Origin of the sequence: Flavobacterium sp., assembly GCF_965657075.1 — a bacterium.
Taxonomy (GTDB): domain Bacteria; phylum Bacteroidota; class Bacteroidia; order Flavobacteriales; family Flavobacteriaceae; genus Flavobacterium.
Genome location: NZ_CBFHMV010000002.1, coordinates 41,830 through 65,254 on the forward strand (window position 1 = coordinate 41,830; position 23,425 = coordinate 65,254).

Sequence of the window (23,425 nt, forward strand, 5' to 3'; positions counted from 1 at the left end):
CTAAATTATATTCAACTATCTGAAACAAAATAAACCTGAAAACATTTGAAACAATACTTATAATTTCTCCTTCAAATACTTCCCAGTAACTGAATTTTTGTTTTTTACAATTTCTTCAGGAGTTCCAAAAGCCATTAATTTTCCACCAAATTCTCCACCTTCTGGACCAATGTCAATAATGTAATCTGCACATTTGATTAAATCTAAATTGTGTTCGATTACGATGATTGAATGCCCTTTTTCTAATAAAGCTTCAAAAGAGGCTAATAGTTTTTTAATATCGTGAAAATGTAAACCAGTTGTTGGTTCGTCAAAAACGAATAAAGCTTTGTCTTTAATTGTTCCTTTAACTAAGAAAGAAGCTAATTTAATACGTTGTGCTTCACCACCAGAGAGAGTTGATGAAGATTGTCCTAATTGTACATAACCTAATCCAACATCTTGTAAAGGTTGTAATTTTTGTACGATTTTCTTTTGGTCATATTTTGTAAAGAAAGCTAAAGCATCATCAATGGTCATGGTTAAAATGTCATCAATGTTCTTTTCTTCAAATTTGACTTCTAAAACTTCTTTTTTGAAACGTTTTCCACCACAAGTTTCACATTCCAAATGCACATCTGCCATGAATTGCATTTCAATAGTAACTGAACCATCACCTTTACAAGTTTCACATCTTCCACCATCAACATTGAAAGAGAAATGTTTGGCTTGGTAATTTCGTAATTTTGAAACCGATTGTTTTGAATATAAATCACGAATATCATCGTAAGCTTTGATATATGTCACAGGATTGGAACGTGAACTTCTACCAATAGGATTTTGATCTACGTATTCAATATGTTTGATTTGCGAATAACTTCCAGCTAATTCAGTAAATTGTCCAGCTTTTTCACTAATTCCTTCTAGACTCTTTTTGATGGCTGGAAATAATATCTTTTTCACCAATGTACTTTTTCCACTTCCAGAAACTCCGGTAACAACTGTTAGACATTCTAAAGGAAATGTAAAATTTTGATTTTGAAGGTTATTTTCGCGAGCTCCAATTATATCAATATGATTTTTAAATTTTCTACGTTTTTTTGGAACTTCAATTTGTTCTTCACCATTCAAATATTTTGCTGTTAACGAATCCGCTTTTAGAATTTCATCATAAGTGCCTTGAGCCACCAAATAACCACCATTTGTTCCTGCTTCAGGTCCAATATCAATAATCATATCTGCAGCTTTCATTATATCTTCGTCGTGTTCGACTACAATTACTGTATTTCCTAAATCACGAAGGTTTTTTAAGACTTCAATCAATTGTTCAGTATCTTTTGGATGTAATCCAATACTTGGTTCGTCTAAAATGTACATGGAACCTACTAAACTACTTCCTAATGAAGTTGCTAAATTAATACGTTGCGATTCTCCACCTGATAAACTTGCTGAGTTTCGGTTTAAAGTCAAATAACTTAATCCAACTTTATGTAAAAAATCTAATCGACTGTTGATTTCTATTAAAAGACGTTTGGCTACAATAGCATCGTATTCGTTTAATGTTATTTTTTTGAAAAATGTTATCAATTTCAAAATAGGTAAATCCACTAAATCTGAAATGTTTTTACCAGCAATTTTTACGTAAGTTGCTTCTAATCGTAGACGTTTTCCTTTACAAGTATGGCATTTGGTTTTTCCTCTATAACGAGAAAGCATCACACGATTTTGAATTTTATAATTTTTCTCTTCTAATTCGGTGAAGAAATCATTTAATCCGGTAAAGTATTTATTGCCTTCCCAAATTAAAGCTTTGTTTTCTTCCGAAAGTTCGAAATAAGGTTTGTGAATTGGGAAATCAAATTTATGTGAATTGTTGACCAATTGATCACGATACCAACTCATGCTTTCTCCTCTCCAAGGAAAAATGGCATTTTCATAAATTGATAAAGCTGTATTTGGAACTACTAAATCATTATCAATTCCGATTACATTTCCATAACCTTCACAAGTTGGACAAGCTCCATAAGGATTGTTAAAACTAAATAAATGAATATTTGGTTCCAAGAAATTCATTCCGTCAAGGTCGAAATTATTGCTAAATCCAACTCTTTTTGTCGTATTGACTTCTTGCAAATGACAAGTACCTTTTCCTTCAAAGAAAGCGGTTTGAATGGCATCAGCCAAGCGATTCATGAATTCCTCATCATTTTGTTTGACAACAATTCTATCAATAATTAATAAAACTTCTTTTTTAGCTAAATTCATGCCTTCAATAGCATCTAAACGAATCATTTCGTTATCCACTAAAATTCGTGCAAAACCTTGTTGTAAAAGAACTTTAAGTTTGTCTTCTAAAGCTCTTCCTTCTTCTAGATGAATTGGAGCAATTAAAAGCCATTTGCTATCTTGTTCTAATTTTTGAATATATTTTACAACATCTGCTAAAGAATCTTTTTTAACTTCATTTCCAGAAATAGGAGAGAAGGTTTTACCAATTCGAGCAAATAGTAGTTTTAAGTAATCGTATATTTCAGTTGAAGTTCCTACTGTGGAACGAGCATTTGTGGTATTTACTTTCTGTTCAATGGCAATCGCTGGAGCAATTCCTTTAATATAATCTACTTTAGGTTTATCTAAACGACCTAAAAACTGTCTAGCATAAGATGATAAACTTTCTACGTATCTTCGTTGTCCTTCAGCGTAAAGTGTATCAAAAGCTAAGCTCGATTTTCCAGAACCTGATAAACCAGTTATAACTACTAATTTATTTCTAGGAATAGCTACATCAATGTTTTTAAGATTGTGTAATTGTGCACCTTTTATTAGGATATTTTTCTTTGGTTCTAATTTGGTAATATCGGTTTTAATCATAGCTTTTTCTAAAGAGATGCAAATTTACATAAATTAAACCTTAAGAGAGGGATTTTTAGAAAAGGAATAACATAAATTTTCTAAAATCTTAATGGTTCAATTCACATTTTTTTTTATTTTTTTTTAATTTTAAGTACAAACAAGCTATTATATGTATTTCAACAGATCAATTACTTTTAAAATATGCTTAAATAAACTATACATTACCTATACGAAACCGTTGTAATAGTATTTTTGCTAGCTCTTTTGTGAAAAGGATTGCCTTTTATAAAGTGCTGTTTTTCTTTTATTTATTGACTTTTTTAGCGTTTTTAAGTATTTAAAGCTATGTATAGTTTCTATATCACTAATTATTAATATCACATTTATTTAAAGGATACATTTGGAATAATAAAATATTTAACTCAAAAAAATAGATATTATGAAAAAAATTACTTCTTTTTTTATGTTGATGTTTGGTTTTAGTTTGGCATATGCTCAGCCAACTACAAATGCTCCAACACCAACTACTGATGCTACAAATGTGGTGTCAATTTACAGTGATGCATACACTAACGTAGCAACTAATTACAATCCCGGATGGGGGCAGTCAGGAGCAGTCAATAATACATACAATCCTACTGGAACAGGTACGGATTTAGTTTTAGCTTACACAAACTTTAATTATCAAGGTACCGAAATTCTTACCCAAAATCTTTCAACTATGGAGTTTTTGCATGTGGATATTTGGTGTAATGCAAACCCTGCAACTTCAATTGTTCAAGTATCACCGATTAATAACGGTACTGGTGTTGGTGAAATTTTAGTAACTTTAAGTCATACTCAAGGTTCTTGGTATAGTGTTGATATTCCTAAAAGTGCTTTTACTGGTATGACTTGGGATTCTGTTTTTCAACTAAAGTTTGCAGCTAATGGACCTGGAAGTACAGTGCCAGTGGACATTTATTTAGATAATATATATTTTTGGAAAACTACAAGCTCTAATCCAACTACTTTAGACTTAGTGCAGGATTTTGAAGTTGGTGGTATAGCTTCAACATTTGGTGGTTCATCTGCTGTTTTAGCTGCTAATCCTTCTGGAACATCTCAAGTAGCCATGTTAACTCAAAATGCTGGTGAAGTTTGGCAGGGTGTAAATATCAGTTTATTGCAAAATGTAGAATTAACTACAAACAAAAATATGACAATGGAAGTTTATTCTACTTCACCGATAACAATAGCTCCTAAAGTTATTGGTGGTTTAGCAGGTGCACCAGATTCAACAGCCTCAGCAACACACACTGGTTCGGGTTGGGAAACTTTGTCTTTTACATTTAATCAAGGATTAGATAATACAACTATTGCTAACGGAGTTTATACAGCATTTGTAATTTATTTAAATTGGAACAGTACAACTAATAATTTTGGTACTCCTGATGGTAGAGTTTTTTATGTAGATAATATTAGAGGTACTGCTGTTGCAACAGTTCCTGATCCAACACCTGCTTCACCAGCACCAATACCTACTATGCCAGATAATCAAGTGTATAGTATATATAATGATACAAATTCCTATACAACTAATTTTCCTGTAGTTTATTCTTTTGGTACTTTGGCTGGAGAACCAGATTTAGATGAAACTGCTGCTGTAAACAAGGCATATAAATTTAATTTTGGAATTGCAGGTTGGGGACAAGGTGAAGCAATGGCTAATGTTACTACTTACGGTTTTGTTTCTTTTGATTACTGGGCTCAACCAGGTTTGCCAAACGGATTTAGATTTGTAATGATTAGTAATAATGGCGCTGTTACAGAGCATGTTTACGAAATTGGTACACAAGAAACTTTGGTTACTGGTGAGTGGAAAAAGGTTGAAATTCCAATGTCATATTTTACAGGTATAGGTTTTGCAGCTACAAACTTTTTTCAATGGAAAGTAAGTCCTTTTGGAGATAGCGTTAATAATGCAGGTTTTGTTTATGTTGATAACATTTTGTTAAGTGTAAATTCAGTATTAAACAACAACTCTTTTGAAACATCTTCATTTAAGATTTATCCAAATCCAACTTCAAATGTTCTAAACATAGAAGCTTCTGGAAATGTACAAAGTTTAGCAATTTATAATACATTAGGTCAGGAAGTAATGAATAAAGAAGTTTCTGGTACTAATGTTCGTTTGGATGTATCTGAATTAAATGCAGGTATTTACATAGTAAAAACAAATGTAGATGGTAAAATTTCATCAACAAAATTTATAAAAGAATAACTTTTTATTAAAGCTATTTATCAAAGACTGTCAGTAATGACAGTCTTTTTTTTATAATTTATTTTCATATAATAGTTTTATTGTATACCTTTAATTCTCTAATATCTTTTAAGATGCATTTCAAATTTCAAGTAAGACTTTTTCTTTTATTAGTTTCATTTATTTCGGTTGGACAAGAATTACCACCAATAACTAAATACACACAAAGTACTTATCAGGCAGGAATTCAAAATTGGATGATTTCACAAGATGAAAATCATTTCATGTTTTTTGCTAATAACGAAGGTTTGCTTGAATACAATGGTTCGGCTTGGACATTGTATCCTTCACCGAATGAAACCATCATTCGTTCTGTAAAATGTATTGACGATAAAATATATACAGGTTCTTACATGGAATTTGGATACTGGATCAGACAAAAAAACGGTCAGTTAAAATATTTTTCTTTAAGCAAAAACATCAAAAATCAATTGGTTGATGACGAGCAATTTTGGGGTATTTTTAATTACGATAATTGGGTTCTGTTTCAATCCTTGCAAAAAATATATGCTTATAACACAAAGACCAAAGAATTTTCTGTAATAGATCCTAAAACTACAATCAGTAAAGCTTTTAAAACTTCCAACGGTATTTTTTTTCAAACCAACGAAGGGTTGTTCGAAATTGAAAGGGGAAAAAGCAAACTATATTTAAGCAATCAAATTGTAAAGGATAATAAAATCATTAATTTGATTGACACCAATGAAGGTTTACTTTTAATTACTCAAAAACAAGGTGTATATTCTTATCTTAATGGCGAATTCAATAAATATATAACCAATGTTGATAATGAATTAAGACAAAGTAGTATTTATAGTTCGGAAGTTTTACAAGATGGAAATTTTGCCTTGGGAACGATTTCAAATGGTATTTACATATTGAATAATGAAGGTAAATTAAAATATAAAATTACCCAAAATGAAGGACTCAATAACAATACTGTATTGTCGTTGTTTGAAGATGCCGATAAAAATTTATGGATTGGTTTAGATAACGGAATTAATTGCATTAATTTACAATCGCCCATAAAGAGTTATACGGATAATACGGGATTGATTGGAACAGTTTATACCTCCGTCATTTATGATGATAACTTATACATTGGAACCAATCAAGGACTTTTTTACAAATCCATCAATTCCAATTCAGGTTTTACTTTCGTCCAAGGTACAAAAGGACAAGTATGGTCTTTATTTATTCATAATAAAACTTTATTGTGTGGTCATGATTCTGGAACTTTCCTAATAAAAAAAGACATAGCTTCATTGATTTACAGTGCAACAGGAACATGGAAGTTTGAAGTTTTACCAAATAACAACAACATCATTCTTCAAGGGAACTATTTAGGAATTTCAGTCTTAGAATTTTTAAACGGTAAATGGATTTTTAAAAATAAAATAAAAGGTTTTGACTATTCTTCAAGATATTTTGAGATTGTAAATAATGAAATTTATGTCAGTCATGAATATAAAGGGATTTATAGATTTCAATTGAATAAAGAGTTAACAAATGCTTCCAATTTATATGAATATGAAAAACCTTTGAAAGGTAAAAATGCCAGTCTTGTCAAGTATAATTCTCAATTGTATTACGCTTCAAGAAAAGGTGTTTTTAAACTCGATGTAAAACGCAAAGTATTTGAACGTGATTCAATTTTAAGTAACGTATTTGAAAATGATGAATATGTTACGGGCAAAATGGTAGTTGATAAATCAAATAATTTGTGGTTTTTTACCAAAAATTACATTCATTATTTTTCTTCAGGCAAGATGACAAAAGACCTAAAGAAGAATAGTTTACCCATACCAGCATCCTTAACCAATTCGATGCCTGGTTATGAAAACATCAATCAAATTAGTGGTGAAACTTATTTAATTGGTACTACAGACGGTTATTATGTGCTTAAAAATAAGGAAATTAAGTTTACTAATTATAAGGTTTCCATTACTGGAGTTTCTAGAAATGTTTTAAATAAAAAGGCAGTTAGTTCTTCTATTGCTGAAGAAGGTGTTTTTAATCATGATGATAACAATCTAATTTTCAATTTTACCATTCCAGAATACGATAAATACATCAATGCTGAATATCAATATAAGTTAGAAGGTATTCAAAATGAATGGAGTGAGTGGAGTTCTAAAACCAATTCTGTTTTCAAAAATTTATCTTCTGGAGATTATGTCTTCAGTGTAAGGGCTAAAGTTACTAATGCCGTTACAAAGAATATTGCTACTTACAGTTTCACGATTAAAAAAGCTTGGTATTTAAACAATTTTGCTTTGATTTTTTATACATTTTTGTTTTTAATTATAGCTTATTATATCAATAAATTATATCATAATTTTCATGAAAAAAAGCATGAGAAAATTATTGCAGAAAACAATCTTTTATTGGAATTGAAAGAATTGGAAAGCGAACAAGAAATTATGAAGATTAAAAATGAACAACTAAGTCTAGCTGTTGATAAAAAGAACAAGGAATTAGCGGTATCAACCATGAATTTAATTAAGAAAACGGAACTTTTAAATATCATTAAGGAAGATTTGAAAAGTTCTACAGAAGACAACTCTAATAGAAGTATTAAAACTATAATTTCTACAATTACAAAAAATGTAAAAGAAGAAGATACTTGGAATGTATTTAAAGAAGCTTTTGATAATGCCGACAAGGATTTTATTAAAAAGGTCAAAGAACTTCACCCAAGTTTAACACCTAATGATTTGCGTCTTTGTGCTTATTTGCGATTGAATTTGTCTTCTAAAGAAATAGCTCCATTGATCAATATTTCTGTACGAAGTGTTGAGATAAAACGTTATCGATTGAGAAAAAAAATGGATTTACCTCACGAGCAAGGTTTAGTAGAATACATTTTATCCATCTAACTATACAAAATACAAAATTTACCTATACATTATTACAACATTAACGTTGTAGATTCTTATAATTTAATTTTTTTACGTTCTTTTATATCTAATAATTTATTGTTAAATAAGGCTTTTTAATATTAAAATGACAAAAAAAAAGCATTTTATTTATTATGTATGTTTTTTGTTGTAGTTCTTATTGATTATTCTTTAGTATTTTAAATTAATTTTATAACTGATATTTAATTAAACAGAAAAAAATAAAATTAACTAAATAAAACAAATGTTACGTATGAGAAAAATTATTTTGATATTCATCTTTTGTTGCTTTTCATCTTCTGTGTTTTCACAAACAGAAAAAGTAATAATCGAAAGTAATAATTCAGGTCATAGATTAAAGGTTAATGGAAAAGACTTTATGATCAATGGTATGAATTGGGATTATTTTCCAATAGGCACAAACTACAATTACAGTCTTTGGAAACAATCTGACGATTTAATTATTAGTGCTCTTGATTCAGAAATGGCGCTTCTTAAAAATATGGGCGTAAATTCCATCAGACAATATACTGGGGTTCCTCCAAAATGGATTAAATATATTTACGAAAAATACGGTATTTACACCATGTTGAATCATTCGTTTGGTAGATATGGTTTAACAATCGACGGTTCTTGGGTTCCTAATACAGATTATGCTGATGCAAGAACACAAGAATTATTATTGTCAGAAGTTAAGAACATGGTAACTGAATATAAAAATACCCCAGGTGTCTTAATGTTCTTACTAGGAAACGAAAATAATTATGGTCTTTTTTGGGATGGTGCAGAAACTGAAGATATTCCTATGGAAGATAGAAAATCTACCGTTCGTGCTGAAGCCATGTACAAAATCTTCAATAAAGCCATAGTAGAAATGAAGGCTATCGACAAATCACATCCAATGGCAATTTGTAACGGTGATTTATTATTTTTGGATATTATTGCAAAAGAGTGTAAAGATATTGATATTCTGGGAGTTAATATGTATAGAGGTGCTTCCTTTACTGATGCATTTACTAGAGTTAAAAAAGAATTTGACAAGCCTTTGATGTTCACAGAGTTTGGTGCTGATGCTTTCAATACCATTCAAAATCAAGAAGATCAAAAATCTCAAGCCTATTACATGGTAGAGAATTGGAAAGAAATCTATGAAAATGCAGCTGGTTTAGGTAAATCTCAAAATTCAATTGGAGGTTTTACATTTCAATTTAGTGATGGTTGGTGGAAATTTGGTCAAACAAAAAACCTTGAGGTTCACGATAATAATGCTTCATGGTCTAACGGTGGTTATGCTATCGATCTAGCACCTGGAGAAAATAACATGAATGAGGAATGGTTTGGTATTTGTGCAAAAGGACCAACTAATTCTAGAGGTTTATACGATTTATATCCGCGCGCTGCTTATTATGCACTTAAAGAAGTACACCGTATGAGTCCTTTTGATTCAGGAACTACAACTGAAACAATTGCCAACTATTTCAATGATATTAATCTTATGGATGCAGTTTTAAGAGCTAGAGCAGACAAAGCAGCTTTAGGTGGTAGTGAAGGCGATATATTAAAAATAAGTAATTTAAGAGCTGAGTTCACAACTTTTAATACTGGGGGAAGTTTATTAACTACTCCTGATAATGCTGCTGCAGGAAGTACTACTTATCCCAATCAATTAGGCTTTGATCACATGCAGTCTTATTATATTGGTGTAGAAGGAAATCCTGCTCCAAATATGAAGGCTAATGTTAATGTAAATGTTGTTGGAAGGGTTGCAGAAAATCCAATCAATGAAATTTTTTACGAGAACAGAGCTAGAACTCAAATTGTTAATACACCAGATGGACCAGTTACGCTTAACGACAATAATCGTGTGCAAGTGTATAATGCTTCTTATTCATGGAATGCTAAAGATTTTGATTTAAGAGGTTTTTTTAGAACAGGTCATTATCATTGGGGATATGAAGGAGATTTTTTTGCCTTATATCCTGAAGCAAATTATGGTCCTAATTTAGATATATATAATGGTGAAACTTCTGGTTTTGAAATTGATGGAAAAAGAAGTTTAAGTGGTTTAAAAGCTGCATTTGGTCCACAACTTTGGTGGGGTGCTAATCCAGCTTTCTTATTAAAATATAGTAAAAAAATAGGTATTTTTGACGCAACAGCAGTATATCATGAGGATATTGCTAATGCTTCAGTAGCACAAAGTTCAATTGCTTTTCCAGTACCTAAAACTCGTCGTGCAACGGTACATTTTAAAACACAATTAGGTGCTTTTGGTGTAGAATTAGGAGGTATTTGGGGAGGACAACCTTTAAACGGTAGAGTTTTTCAATTTGCTGAAGAAACAACTCCAGGAAATTATAACATTTATGATGACAAGGTAAATAATAAAGATAATTGGGGTGGTAAAGCAAAATTCACTTTCTCAAAAGGAAGATTTAATGTTTATACTCAAGGTGCCATTATGGGCTTAGTAGCTAATGGAGGTGCTGATAATGTACAAACATTTACAGGTTGGAGATTAAAAGATAGTGGAAGTGGTAATCAAATGAATTTTTTAACTGGTTTTACATACAATGCCAGTACTAATTTTCAAATTGCTCCAAACTTTCTATGGCAAAAACCTTTAGTTGAAGCTATGCCCAACGGTGTAAATGCACCTGGAAGATTAAGAAATATTTTAGATGATCCATTTATAGTTAGAGCCAACAGAGAAACCGTTGGAGGTGAATTGTTATTGACTTATGATCCAACACCAGGAACGTGGATGTACGAATGGAATAATGATATGGTTGAAGATGCAAAATTTGCCATAAGTTCAGGTTTTGTTTTCCGTCATTTACCAACTACGCAAGATGCTGCTATTGGTTTCCTAGCTAATCGTACTTCATTCGCTTTTGAAAGATCTGCTCCAGCACAAGATTTATGGGAATCTAACACCAGAATTGTATCTAAAATTAGTCCAGAATTAGGAATGATTGCCAATATTTATTTTGGTAACGGACAAGCAAATGGTGATTCAGATAGAACTATTAATAGAGCAGGTGCAGATGTTAGAGTAATCTACAACAAAGTTAAATTTGTAACTTCTGTTAAAGTTAACGATTGGGGACCTTTTGATTATCATAGAGATTTCAACTTAACATATCCATTACAAACATCATTAGACATATCAACATCTGTTGGAAAACCAAGTTGGTTTATTTTACCAGATACAAGAATTGGTATTATGGGAATTTGGCGTTCACTAGATCAGTATTCTCCTAGATATACACCAACTTCAGTACCACCAAATACGTTCCCAGCAGTTCCAGTTTTAAGTCCAGTTGGGTTTCCAAACGGTTCAGAATGGGAAATTAGAACCTACATTCATATCAATATTGGAAAATAATTTTAAAAATTGAAAAAAATGAAAAATAAAAAAATTAATTATTTGAAAAAGACATTGTTATTAGTATTCCTAATGTTTATTAATATCAATTGCGAAAGAGAATTGTCGGAAGAAGCAACATTAGCGACTTTTCCTAAAACTCCAGAAATTTTTACTGATGATTTTGTTGCTATGGGGAGCGATTTCTATTTTCCTTATGCAGATTCTAAATTCACAGCCTTTTCTGTGGATAGATCAGAAGGTTACAACAGTAATGCTTCTATCAGAATAGATGTTCCAAATGATAATGATACTGAAGGAGCTTATGCTGGTGGTATTTTTAGAGTGGATGGTGCTGGTAGAAACTTAACTGAATATGACGCACTTACTTTTTGGGCAAAAGCGTCACAAGGGGTAACAATTGGTGAATTTGGTTTTGGTGAAGATTTTATGAATAATAAATATCAAACAACATTAACCAATGTAACCTTGGCAACAAATTGGAAGAAATACATTATTCCAATTCCAAATGCATCTAAATTATTGAATGAAAGAGGTATGTTCAGATATGCAGCTGGTACTCAGGGTACAAATGGTATGGCTTATTCTGTATGGATTGATGATTTAAAGTTTGAAAAATTAGGAACCATTGCTCATGGTCAAGTAGCCATTATGAATGGAAACAACATCTCTGAAACAACTTTTGTAGGTGTAAATTCTTCTGTTGATGGTGTAATTGCCACATTTAATATGCCTAATGGTGTTAATCAATCAGTTACTATCAGTCCAGCATATCTAGATTTTAGTTCTTCAGATACATCTGTAGCTACTGTAGATGATACAGGTCTTGTAACTTCATTAAGCGCTGGGACTGCTGTGATAACAGCAACTTTTGAAAATGAAGCTACAGCTGGAAGTCTAACAATAAATTGCGTTGGTTCTTTTGTTCACGCTCCAACACCAACTTTGAATCCAGCAAATGTGATTTCTATCTTTTCTGATGCTTATAATAATGTACCGGTAAATTACTACAATGGCTATTGGCAACCATGGCAAACTACGGTATCCAACGATTTTTCTGTTTCAAACAATGGAGTGGTAGATAATATATTGAATTACACCATTTTCAATTTTGTAGGAATTGAGTTTAGTAGTCCAACTGTAAATGCTACTGCTATGACTCACGTTCATTTAGATGCTTTTATTCCTGGACCAATTGCACCTGGAAGACAATTAAGGGTTTTAGTTGTCGATTTTGGTGCCGATGGTGTTTTTGGTGGTGGAGATGACACAAGACATTCCACAACATTTACAGCCAATACTCCAACAGCTGTAGTATCACAAAATTGGATATCTATTGATATTCCTTTTTCTGCAATGCCAAATTTAGCTAGTAGATCACATCTTGCTCAACTTATTTTAGAAGGTGGAGATGGTTCTGTGATTTATGTAGATAACATTTATTTTCATAATTAATTAAAAACCAAAACATGAAATCTTTTATAACAAATAAAAAATCCATAATACTTGTAGCCTATATTTTCACTTTAATAAGTTGTACCACAGATGAAAAGCAAACAGTAGTCACCAAAACTAAATTAGTAATGGAAGATAATTTTGACACAGATGGTGTTTTAAATAGTGCTTTTTGGTCCTACGATATTGGTACTGGAAGTAACGGTTGGGGTAATGATGAAGAACAATATTATACAGACCGACCAGAAAATATTAAAGTTGAAAATGGTTTGTTGAAAATTACTGCAATAAGCGAAGCCTACATGGGATCTTCTTATACTTCGGCAAGAATTTTAACAAAAGGAAAATTTGAACAACAATACGGTCGTATTGAAGCTAGAATTAAATTGCCTTGGGGCAAAGGAATATGGCCAGCTTTTTGGATGTTAGGTGCAAATATTGATCAAGTTTCTTGGCCTCAAGCTGGTGAAATCGACATTATGGAATATCTAGGTAATAATCCAACCACGGTTTTTGGAACAGTTCATGGTCCTGGTTATTCTGCTTTAGAATCAATATCTAAAAAATATACTCTTACTAACAGTAGATTTGATACCGATTTTCATGTTTTTGGTATTGAATGGGATAAAGACTACATCAATTATTATGTTGACGATGTTTTATACAATCAAATAACTCCTGCTGATGTACCCGGAGAGTGGGTGTTTAACAGACCATTTTATTTAATTTTAAACATGGCTGTTGGTGGCAATTTACCAGGTTCTCCAAACTCTGATACTACTTTTCCACAAGAGATGTTAGTAGATTACGTAAGAGTTTATCAATAATAAATCAAACAAATAATTTCAAATACTTAATAGGCTTTCCAAACGAAAGTCTATTGAGTTATTAAATGCATAAAATCAAAAATAGAATACAATTTTTATGAGCCAAATCCATACACAATTAGCTACTAAAGAAACTCTATCAAACGCAAAAGAAGTTACTATGGATAAAGTTTCAATGAACGGAGAAATGTTTTACAAAATAGCTAATAATGATGCTATGCGTCCTTTCTTTATGAGTATTGTAAGTGATGCTAACCATTGGATGTTTATTTCAAGTAATGGAGGATTATCAGCAGGTAGAAAAAATGCAGAATTTGCCCTTTTTCCTTATTATACTGATGATAAAATTACGGAATCTGCCGATATTACTGGAAGTAAAACTATTTTTCAAATCCATACTAATGAAGAAGTTGTAGTTTGGGAACCTTTTTCGGAACGTTTTACCAATAAATTCAAAATTACCAGAAATCTTTACAAAAACTATTACGGCAACAAAATTATTTTTGAAGAAATAAATGAAGACTTAAAACTTACTTTTAGGTACGAATGGAATTCAAGCAATAAATTCGGTTTTATTAGAAAATCAGAAATACTAAATGATTCTGATAGGCTTTATAATATTGCACTTTTGGATGGACTTCAAAACATAATGCCTTTCGGAGTAAGTAGCGATTTACAAAATGCTACTAGCAACTTAGTTGATGCTTACAAAAGAAGTGAATTGCATGAGCAAAGCGGATTAGGAATTTTTGCTTTAAGTGCTATAATTGTGGATAAAGCCGAACCAAGTGAAGCTCTAAAAGCAAATGTGGTTTGGTCAATAGGATTAAAAAATGCAAAACATTTGGTGTCTTCTCTTCAGATAAATAATTTTAGAAATGGAAAATCTTTAGCTGCAGAAAATGATATTAAAGGCGAAAAAGGAGCTTATTTTTTAAATACGGAAATAGAGCTAAATCCTAAGGATCAAGAGCAGTGGATGATGGTTGCCAATGTAAATCAAGATCATTCTGACATTATTGCTCTTACAGAAACCATCATAAATAATAAAAATTTAGCAGAAGATATTCGTAACGATATCGAATTAGGAACGCAAAAACTAATTGAACTAAACGCTTCTTCTGACGCTTTACAAGTAACTGCTGATAATTTAAGAGATACCAGACATTTTTCAAACACACTTTTTAACATCATGCGTGGTGGTATTTTTGATAATAATTACCAAATTGAAAAACTAGATTTTAGTCTTTACATTAAGAAAGCAAATAAAGCAGTTCACAATGCTGTAAATTTAAGTCAATTACCAGAAATTTTTACTTTAGAAGAATTAAATGAATTTGCTTTTCTACAAAATGATGTTGATTTTGAACGCTTGTGTTTAGAATATTTACCCTTAAAATTCAGTAGAAGACACGGTGATCCAAGTCGTCCGTGGAACAAATTTTCCATCAACACACAAAGTGAAATTGATGGTTCCAAAATATTAGATTACGAGGGAAATTGGAGAGATATATTCCAAAATTGGGAAGCTTTGGCGCATTCTTTTCCAAACTTCATTGATAGCATGATTCACAAGTTTCTAAATGCTTCTACTTTTGATGGATACAATCCGTACAGAGTAACTAAAGATGGATTTGATTGGGAAACTATTGAACCTGACAATCCTTGGTCATATATTGGTTATTGGGGTGATCATCAAATTATTTATTTGTTAAAGTTTTTAGAGTTTATTGAAAAACATCAACCAGGAAAACTGCATTCGTACTTTGAAAAAGAATGTTTCGTTTACGCAGCTGTGCCTTATACCATAAAGTCTTATGAAGATATTTTAAAGAATCCTAAAGATACCATAGGCTACAACCATCAATGGGAAGCACTTATTAATGATAGAAAAAAAGAACTTGGAGCTGACGGTGCTTTATTAAATAGCAACGATAAAGAAATTTATCACGTCAATTTCATAGAAAAAATATTGGCAACTGTATTGTCTAAAATGTCCAATTTTATTCCAGAAGCCGGAATTTGGTTAAATACTCAACGACCAGAATGGAACGATGCCAACAACGCTTTAGTTGGAAACGGAGTTTCAATGGTTACACTTTATTATTTGAGAAGATTTTTAAAATTCTTTGATCAATTATTGGAAAGTTCTTCTTTAGAGAACATCAAAATTTCTAATGAAATGGTAGAGTTCTATCATAATATTAGAGAAACATTATTAGAAAACAAACATTTGCTTTCGGGCTCTATTGACGATAAATCTAGAAAAGCAATTTTAGATAAATTAGGAAAAGCAGCTTCTGATTATCGTTATCAAATTTACAACAGTGGTTTTTGGGGTAAAAAAAGAACGCATTCAATGGCTGGTTTAAAAACTTTCACCAAAGTAAGTTTAGAATTTATAGAACATTCTATTCAAGCCAACCAACGACAAGATAAGTTATATCATGCATATAATTTAATGTCAGTTGACAATAAGAATGCTGTTTCTGTGTCTTTTTTAAGCGAAATGTTAGAAGGTCAAGTGGCTGTTTTAAGTTCAGGTTTTTTAACATCAAAACAGACTTTAGAAGTTTTAGATGGCTTAAAAAACAGTAAACTTTTTAGAGAAGATCAATACAGTTATTTACTTTACCCAAACAAGCAATTACCAAAATTTTTAGAGAAAAACACAATTGCCAAAGAAGCGGTTGCTAATTCAGAATTACTTTCATTGTTAGTTGCAAATAATAATAAACAAGTTATTGAAAAAGATAGCGTTGGCGATTTTCATTTTAATGGGAATTTCAATAATGTCAGTAATTTAAAAAAGGCTTTTGAAGATTTAAAACAACACATCGAATATAAAAATTTGATAGTAAAAGAAGCTGAAAAAGTAGAAGCCATTTTTGAAGAAGTATTCAATCACAAAGGATTTACAGGTCGTTCAGGAACTTTCTATGGTTATGAAGGATTAGGTTCTATTTATTGGCACATGGTTTCTAAATTGCAATTAGCAGTTTTAGAATGTTGCGTAAAAGCAGTAGAAGAAAACGAATCACCAGAAGTTATTGGAAGACTTTTAGAGCATTATTATGAAATTAACGAAGGTATAGGAGTACATAAATCACCAGCTTTATACGGTGCATTTCCAACCGATGCTTATTCGCATACACCCGCAGGAAAAGGAGCTCAACAACCAGGAATGACAGGTCAGGTAAAAGAAGATATTTTAAGTCGTTTTGGCGAGTTAGGTGTTTTTGTTAAAAATGGATGTTTGGTATTTAATCCATGTTTGTTACGTAAAAATGAGTTTTTAAAAGAATCTAAATCCTTTAATTACATAGCGATTGACTTTCAACATAAATCAATAACATTAGCAGAAAATTCACTGGCATTTACGTATTGTCAAATTCCTGTGATTTATAAAATTGCCAACCAAAAAGCGATAGAAGTTCATTTTAATGATGGAACAAGTACAAAATCAGAAAGTTTACAATTAGATTTGGAAACCAGCAAACATGTATTTGGACGAACAGGAACAATCAATCATATTGAAGTACATATTTTAGAAAACGAGTTGAAATAACAATGATAAATATAGTCTTTACATTCCATCAAATTAAAAAATCAATTGCTTTTTTGCTGTTGACATTGACCTTTTTTTCTTGTAAAGATGTTACAAAAACAAATTCTTCAAAACCCAAAATAGTGACTGCAAAAGACATTTTAGGAAATCCAAATTATCAAGCCATCTGTTACGGTGGTTATCGAAAAAATTCACGAGATATTCAACCTTCAATAGCACAATTAAAAGAAGATTTACTGATTTTATCAGCTATGAATATTAAAGTTATTCGTACCTACAACGTTCATTTAGCACATGCCTCAAACGTTTTAATTGCGATTTCTGAATTAAAAAAGGATAATCCAAACTTTGAAATGTATGTAATGTTAGGTGCTTGGATAGATTGCAAAAATGCGTGGACCAATTTAGAACCCAATCATGAGGAAGAAAGTAAGAGAAATGCCATAGAAATCGATGAAGCAACTCGATTAGCAAATAAATATCCTGATATTGTTAAGGTTATAGCTGTTGGCAATGAAGCTATGGTAAAATGGGCAACCAGTTATTATGTACAACCTAATGTGATTTTAAAATGGGTTAATCATTTGCAAAATTTGAAAAAAGAAGGAAAATTAAACCAAGATTTATGGATTACTTCTTCCGATGATTTTGCCTCATGGGGTGGAGCAGATGACAGTTATAAAACTCAAGATTTAGAAGCTCTAATTAATGCTGTTGACTACGTTTCCATGCATACTTATCCTTATCATAATTCACATTATAATCCAGCTTTTTGGAAAACACCAACAGAAGAAAGTTCCCTTTCAGATATTGAAAAAGTAAATGCAGCTATGAATCGTTCATTGGAATTTGCAAAAACGCAATATAATACGGTTAAAAACTATGTAAAAAGTATCAATCCTAGTAAGCCTGTTCATATTGGTGAAACGGGTTGGGCATCAAGTTCTGATGGGTTTTATGGTAATGACGGTTCTAAAGCTTCAGATGAATACAAACAAGCTCTTTTTTACAACAGCATGAGAGATTGGACCAACAAAGAGGGAATTTCATGTTTCTTTTTTGAAGCTTTTGATGAGCCATGGAAAGACGGTGGAAACCCAGCAGGTTCAGAAAATCATTTCGGAATTTTTACTGTTGAAGGAAATGCAAAATATGCTTTATGGAATATTGTTGATTCAAAAGTATTTGAAAAACTAAAGCGAAATAAAAACCCTATTTCTAAAACGTATGGTGGAAATAAGGAAGAATTGATGAAAAATGTTCTAGTGCCACCAACACAATAAAATTATGAAATACATAAAAAAAACACTTTTTACCTTTTTAATTTTGACAATGATCAATTGTGATAAAAAAAATGAGACTTTTGCCCTAGAAGTTTATGAAACTTCTGCCAATGGAAATTCACTGCAAAAAATTACAGAATTTTCAAAAGCAGACAGTCTAATTACTATTGATTTAAATCCAAATGAAAAGTTTCAAACCATTACTGGTTTTGGAGGTTCTTTTACGGAAGCTTCGGCCTCATTACTCAATCGTTTGAGTGAAGAAAACCGGAAAAAAGTATTGGAAGCTTATTTTAGTGAAGAAGGAGCCAATTACTCCTTAACCAGAACACATATAGCTTCATGTGATTTTTCATTGAACAATTACACCTATGCTAAAGTTGAAAATGACATGACTTTAGAAAACTTTACAATTGAAGATGATAAAGACGATTTAATTCCGATGATTTTACAAGCAAAAGCTATTTCAAAAGAGGGATTTAAAATCATTTCTTCCCCTTGGTCTTGTCCACCTTGGATGAAGGATAACAAAAATTATGTGGGAGGAAAATTATTGCCCGAATACAATGATGTTTTTGCACTGTATTTTTCCAAATATTTAGACGCTTACAAAAAAGAAGGTATTGATATTTGGGGAGTTACCGTAATCAATGAACCTCATGGAAATGGAAACAATTGGGAAAGCACCCATTTTTCGCCAAAAGAAATGACTGATTTTGTTCAAAATCATTTAGGACCAAAATTAGAAAAAGACGGTTGGGGAAATACTAAAATTTTAGGTTATGACCAAAATCGTGCTGGAATCAAAGAATGGGCTGATGAAATGTATAGAGATGAACAAGCATCAAAATACTTTGCAGGAATGGCCATTCATTGGTATGAAAGTACATATGAAGTTTTTCCTGAAGATTTGCAGTATGCTCATAAAAAAGCACCCAACAAATATTTAATTGAAACTGAAGGTTGTATCGATTCGGAAATTCCACATTGGAAAGACGATGCTTGGTATTGGAAAAAAGAAGCCACCGATTGGGGTTGGGATTGGGCAAGTGAACAAGACAAATATTTACACCCAAAATACGCTCCAGTTAATCGCTACGCCAATGACATCATAGGTTGTTTAAACAATCATGTTGATGGTTGGATCGATTGGAACATGGTTTTAGACCGACAAGGAGGACCTAATTGGTTCAAAAATTGGTGTGTTGCTCCCGTAATTGTAGATGCTGAAAAAGACGAAGTATATTTCACTCCTTTATATTACACTATGGCTCATTTTAGCAAATTTATGAGACCAGGTGCTGTTAAAATTGGCTGTAAAATAAGTTCTAACGTGGTAGTTTCAACAGCAGTACAAAATCCTGATGGAAGTATTGCCGTAGCTATTTTCAATCCAACAGAAACCAATTATTCGATAGAAATAAAGCTAAATAACAAAAAAAGTAGCATTACAATTCCAGCAAAAGCTTTGCAAACAGTTGTAATAAAATAATTAATAAATTTAAAATATGTCAAATATTACTTCAAAATCGAAAGTACCCATAGGGCAAAAAATTGCATTTGGATTAGGTATGTTAGCCAACCAAATGTTTCCAGCAGCCTTGGGAATATTTATGGTGGTTTTGGTTCAAAATTTAGGTTTTCCAAGATGGATGTGGGCTGTATTGTTCTTTTTACCTAGAGTTTTTGATTCTGTGACTGATCCAATCATGGGTTTTATTTCTGATAATACAAAATCTGTTTGGGGAAGACGAAGACATTATGTTTTTTTAGGGGCTATAATTATGGGTATTTCTTTCGTTTTAATGTGGCAACTTTACAAAGAAAATGGAATTAATTACAATTTCACATATTTCCTTTTATGGTCATTGGTCTTCTATTTAGGATTAACAATTTTCAGTGTTCCTTACGTGGCTATGGGCTACGAAATGAGTGATGATTTTCATGAAAGAACCAATATTATGGCTGTAGCTCAATGGATTGGGCAGTGGGCATGGGTAATTGCTCCATGGTTTTGGGTGATTATGTACGATCCAACCTGGTTTGAAGGTGGTGCAGATGTAGCAACAAGAACTTTAGCCATTTGGGTTGGTGTAATCTGTGCAATTTTAGCTATGATTCCAGCTTTTTTTATAAAGAGTAAATCAACTAAAGATGATGATAGTTTAACACCACTTACATTAAAAAATATTGGAGCAAGCTTTACACAGATCATTGATGGATTTAAAGAAGCTTTCAAGATTAAAGCTTTTAAAAAACTTTGTTATTCTACTTTTTTAATTTTTAATGCTTTTAACACAATTGCTGGATTTTCATTTTTCATTGTTGTTTATTATTTATTTAATGGTGATACTGGCTCTGCTGGAGTTTGGCCTACTTTATTTGGTTGTATTGGAGCACTTTGTACTACTTTTTTAGTCATACCAATTGTAGCTAAATTATCTAAAGTATTAGGTAAGAAAAAAGCTTTTCTAGTTTCTCAAGGTATCTCGATATTTGGATACATCTTACTTTGGTTCTTATTTGTTCCCGGTAAGCCTTACTTATTTTTATTCGCTCTACCATTTTTCTCTTTTGGTATAGGAAGTTTGTTTACACTTATGATGTCTATGACAGCTGATATTTGCGATTTAGATGAATTAACCAATGGTAAAAGAAGAGAAGGAATTTTTGGAGCAATTTACTGGTGGATGGTAAAATTCGGTTTTGCTATTGCGGGTGGTCTTACACCGCTTATTATGTATCTTGTTGGTTTTGTACCTGATGCTGTAAATTCTCCTGAATCTATTACGGGTTTAAGAATATTTTTCTCTGGATTACCAATATTAGGTACTCTTGGTGCTATGTACATCATGCGTAATTACGATTTAACAGAAGAAAAAGCATTGCAAATAAGTGCTGAACTTGCTGACAGAAAAAAAATAAATGGCAATCAATCTTCTTCTTATTTAAAAGGAAAATTAAAATCATTACTAAACAATAATTCTGTTATCAATTCTATTGAAGGCACTAATTTTGGCACTACAAATGAACTAGAAATCAAGGAACAATATACTAACATTTTAAACAACGGTCTGCATGGCCTATGTTTTAGTCCTTATGTCGAAGGACAACAAGCAGGCGATATTTTGTCGGAAGATCAAATTAAAAGACGATTGGATATTATAACTCCTCACACGCATTGGATACGCTCTTTTTCTTGTACTGAAGGAAACGAATTAATTCCTGAAATAGCCCATAAAAAAGGACTTAAAACCATAGTTGGTGCTTGGATTAGTGATGATAAAATCCGAAACGAAAAAGAAATCAAATCTTTAATAAAATTAGCAAAAGCAGGTTTAGTTGATATCGCAGCTGTTGGAAATGAAGTACTTCATCGTAATGAAATTTCTGAACAGGAGCTCATAAACTATATGAATAGAGTAAAAAATGCAGTTCCAAACATCAAAGTCAGTTATGTTGACGCTTATTATCAATTTTTAGAGCGACCAAATCTAGTTGCTGCGTGTGATGTTCTTTTAGTTAATTTTTATCCATTTTGGGAAGGTGCAAACATTGAATTTGCTATTTCTTATCTGAAAATAATGATGGAATTGACACAAAACGCAGCTAATGGTAAAAAAATAATCATTTCAGAAACGGGATGGCCAAGCAAAGGTCAAAGTGTAGGTGATGCACAACCTTCTGAACTTAATGCTATGAAATATTTTGTAGCAACCCAAGATTGGGCTAAAATAACTAATACAGAATTGTTCTATTTTTCTTCATTTGATGAATCTTGGAAAGTAAAACAAGAAGGAACAGTGGGAACAGCTTGGGGAATATGGGACAAAAATGAAAAATTAAAATTCAAACATTCAAGCGCTACATATGTCATTTAGAAAGGATTATATAGATTACCTAGATACTGTAGATTATTCAAATCCAGATTTTGGTATTGGTTTAGATTTTACTGAAAAAACTTCAGATGAAATTGAAATTTTATTTAGTGATGTTTTAAAAAAAGGCATGCACGGACTTTGTTTCAGTTTGTACGAAGATGGACAAAAACCTGGAGACATTATTTCGGAAGAGCAAGTTAGAAGACGTATGAAAATTATTGCGCCTTATACAAAATGGGTGCGTTCTTTTTCATGTACTGAAGGAAACGAATTTATTCCTATTATAGCAAGAGAATATGGAATTAAAACTCTTGTAGGTGCTTGGTTAGGAAACGACGATGAAGTTAATAAAAAAGAAATTGAAGGTTTAATTAAATTGGCCAACCAAGGTTATGTTGACATTGCTGCTGTTGGAAATGAAGTTATGTATCGAAATGATTTGTCGGAAGACGAATTACTAGATTTTATTACTCAAGTTAAAAATGATATTCCTTCCAATATTCCTGTGGGTTATGTTGATGCTTATTATGAATTTACTATAAAGCCAAGAATTACAGCAGCTTGTGATGTTATTCTTACCAATTGTTATCCTTATTGGGAAGGAAGTACTATTGATTATTCTTTAGCTCATATGAAGAGCATGTATCATCAAGCAAGAAGTGTAGCAAATGGTAAAAAAGTAATTATAACCGAAACAGGTTGGCCAAGTAACGGTGAAAGTTTCAAAGATGCTCATCCAGCTTATGAAAATGCGATGAAATATTTTATAAATGCTCAGCTATGGTCTAAAGATGAAAATATTGACATATTTTATTTTTCTTCTTTTGATGAATCATGGAAAGTTGGTGCTGAAGGAACTGTTGGTGCGTATTGGGGAATTTGGGATAAAAATGAAAAATTAAAATTCTAGAGGTTTATCTCATATTATATTTAACATTTTATTAATTTAACTATATCGTTTTCGTGAAAACCAGAATAGCTATTTACAA

At 31.6% G+C, this 23,425-nt stretch carries 11 protein-coding genes; 10 read left to right on the forward strand and 1 reads right to left on the reverse strand.

The window, feature by feature from the left end; translation table 11 throughout:
- Positions 1-57 precede the first annotated feature (57 nt).
- Positions 58-2,850: an excinuclease ABC subunit UvrA gene (gene uvrA / locus ACTF56_RS01745; protein WP_438965183.1), complete on the reverse strand. Its 2,793-nt coding sequence runs from the start codon at positions 2,848-2,850 to the stop codon at positions 58-60.
- A 421-nt stretch (positions 2,851-3,271) separates the two neighbouring features.
- Here uvrA and ACTF56_RS01750 point away from each other — a divergent pair, with 421 nt between their 5' ends.
- The 10 genes from ACTF56_RS01750 (at position 3,272) to ACTF56_RS01795 (ending at position 23,346) form a co-directional block, all read left to right on the forward strand.
- Entirely contained in the window at positions 3,272-5,095 is a 1,824-nt protein-coding gene (locus ACTF56_RS01750; RefSeq protein WP_438965184.1) for a T9SS type A sorting domain-containing protein, read from the forward strand.
- Positions 5,096-5,208: 113 nt separating this feature from the next.
- The gene (locus tag ACTF56_RS01755; protein WP_438965185.1) at positions 5,209-8,013 is read left to right on the forward strand and encodes a triple tyrosine motif-containing protein; all 2,805 of its coding nucleotides are present in this window, start codon (positions 5,209-5,211) and stop codon (positions 8,011-8,013) included.
- 274 nt (positions 8,014-8,287) lie between these two features.
- Positions 8,288-11,422 carry a glycoside hydrolase family 2 TIM barrel-domain containing protein gene (locus ACTF56_RS01760; protein ID WP_438965186.1) on the forward strand — a complete coding sequence of 1,045 codons (3,135 nt, stop codon included), beginning with the start codon at positions 8,288-8,290 and terminating at the stop codon, positions 11,420-11,422.
- Between the two features lie 18 nt (positions 11,423-11,440).
- Positions 11,441-12,877, forward strand: a complete 1,437-nt coding sequence (locus tag ACTF56_RS01765; protein WP_438965187.1) for an Ig-like domain-containing protein — start codon at positions 11,441-11,443, stop codon at positions 12,875-12,877.
- Positions 12,878-12,891: 14 nt separating this feature from the next.
- Positions 12,892-13,704 carry a glycoside hydrolase family 16 protein gene (locus ACTF56_RS01770; protein ID WP_438965188.1) on the forward strand — a complete coding sequence of 271 codons (813 nt, stop codon included), beginning with the start codon at positions 12,892-12,894 and terminating at the stop codon, positions 13,702-13,704.
- Between the two features lie 97 nt (positions 13,705-13,801).
- Entirely contained in the window at positions 13,802-17,272 is a 3,471-nt protein-coding gene (locus tag ACTF56_RS01775; protein ID WP_438965189.1) for a hypothetical protein, read from the forward strand.
- 2 nt (positions 17,273-17,274) lie between these two features.
- Positions 17,275-18,555 carry a glycosyl hydrolase family 17 protein gene (locus ACTF56_RS01780; protein WP_438965190.1) on the forward strand — a complete coding sequence of 427 codons (1,281 nt, stop codon included), beginning with the start codon at positions 17,275-17,277 and terminating at the stop codon, positions 18,553-18,555.
- A 4-nt stretch (positions 18,556-18,559) separates the two neighbouring features.
- Positions 18,560-20,047: a glycoside hydrolase family 30 protein gene (locus tag ACTF56_RS01785; RefSeq protein WP_438965191.1), complete on the forward strand. Its 1,488-nt coding sequence runs from the start codon at positions 18,560-18,562 to the stop codon at positions 20,045-20,047.
- A 16-nt stretch (positions 20,048-20,063) separates the two neighbouring features.
- Positions 20,064-22,436, forward strand: coding sequence for an MFS transporter (locus ACTF56_RS01790; protein ID WP_438965192.1), 2,373 nt, complete (start codon positions 20,064-20,066; stop codon positions 22,434-22,436).
- On the forward strand, positions 22,426-23,346 hold the full coding sequence (locus ACTF56_RS01795; protein WP_438965193.1) for a glycosyl hydrolase family 17 protein: 921 nt from the start codon (positions 22,426-22,428) through the stop codon (positions 23,344-23,346). The genes ACTF56_RS01790 and ACTF56_RS01795 overlap by 11 nt, the downstream gene beginning before the upstream one ends.
- The last annotated feature ends 79 nt before the right edge of the window (positions 23,347-23,425 follow it).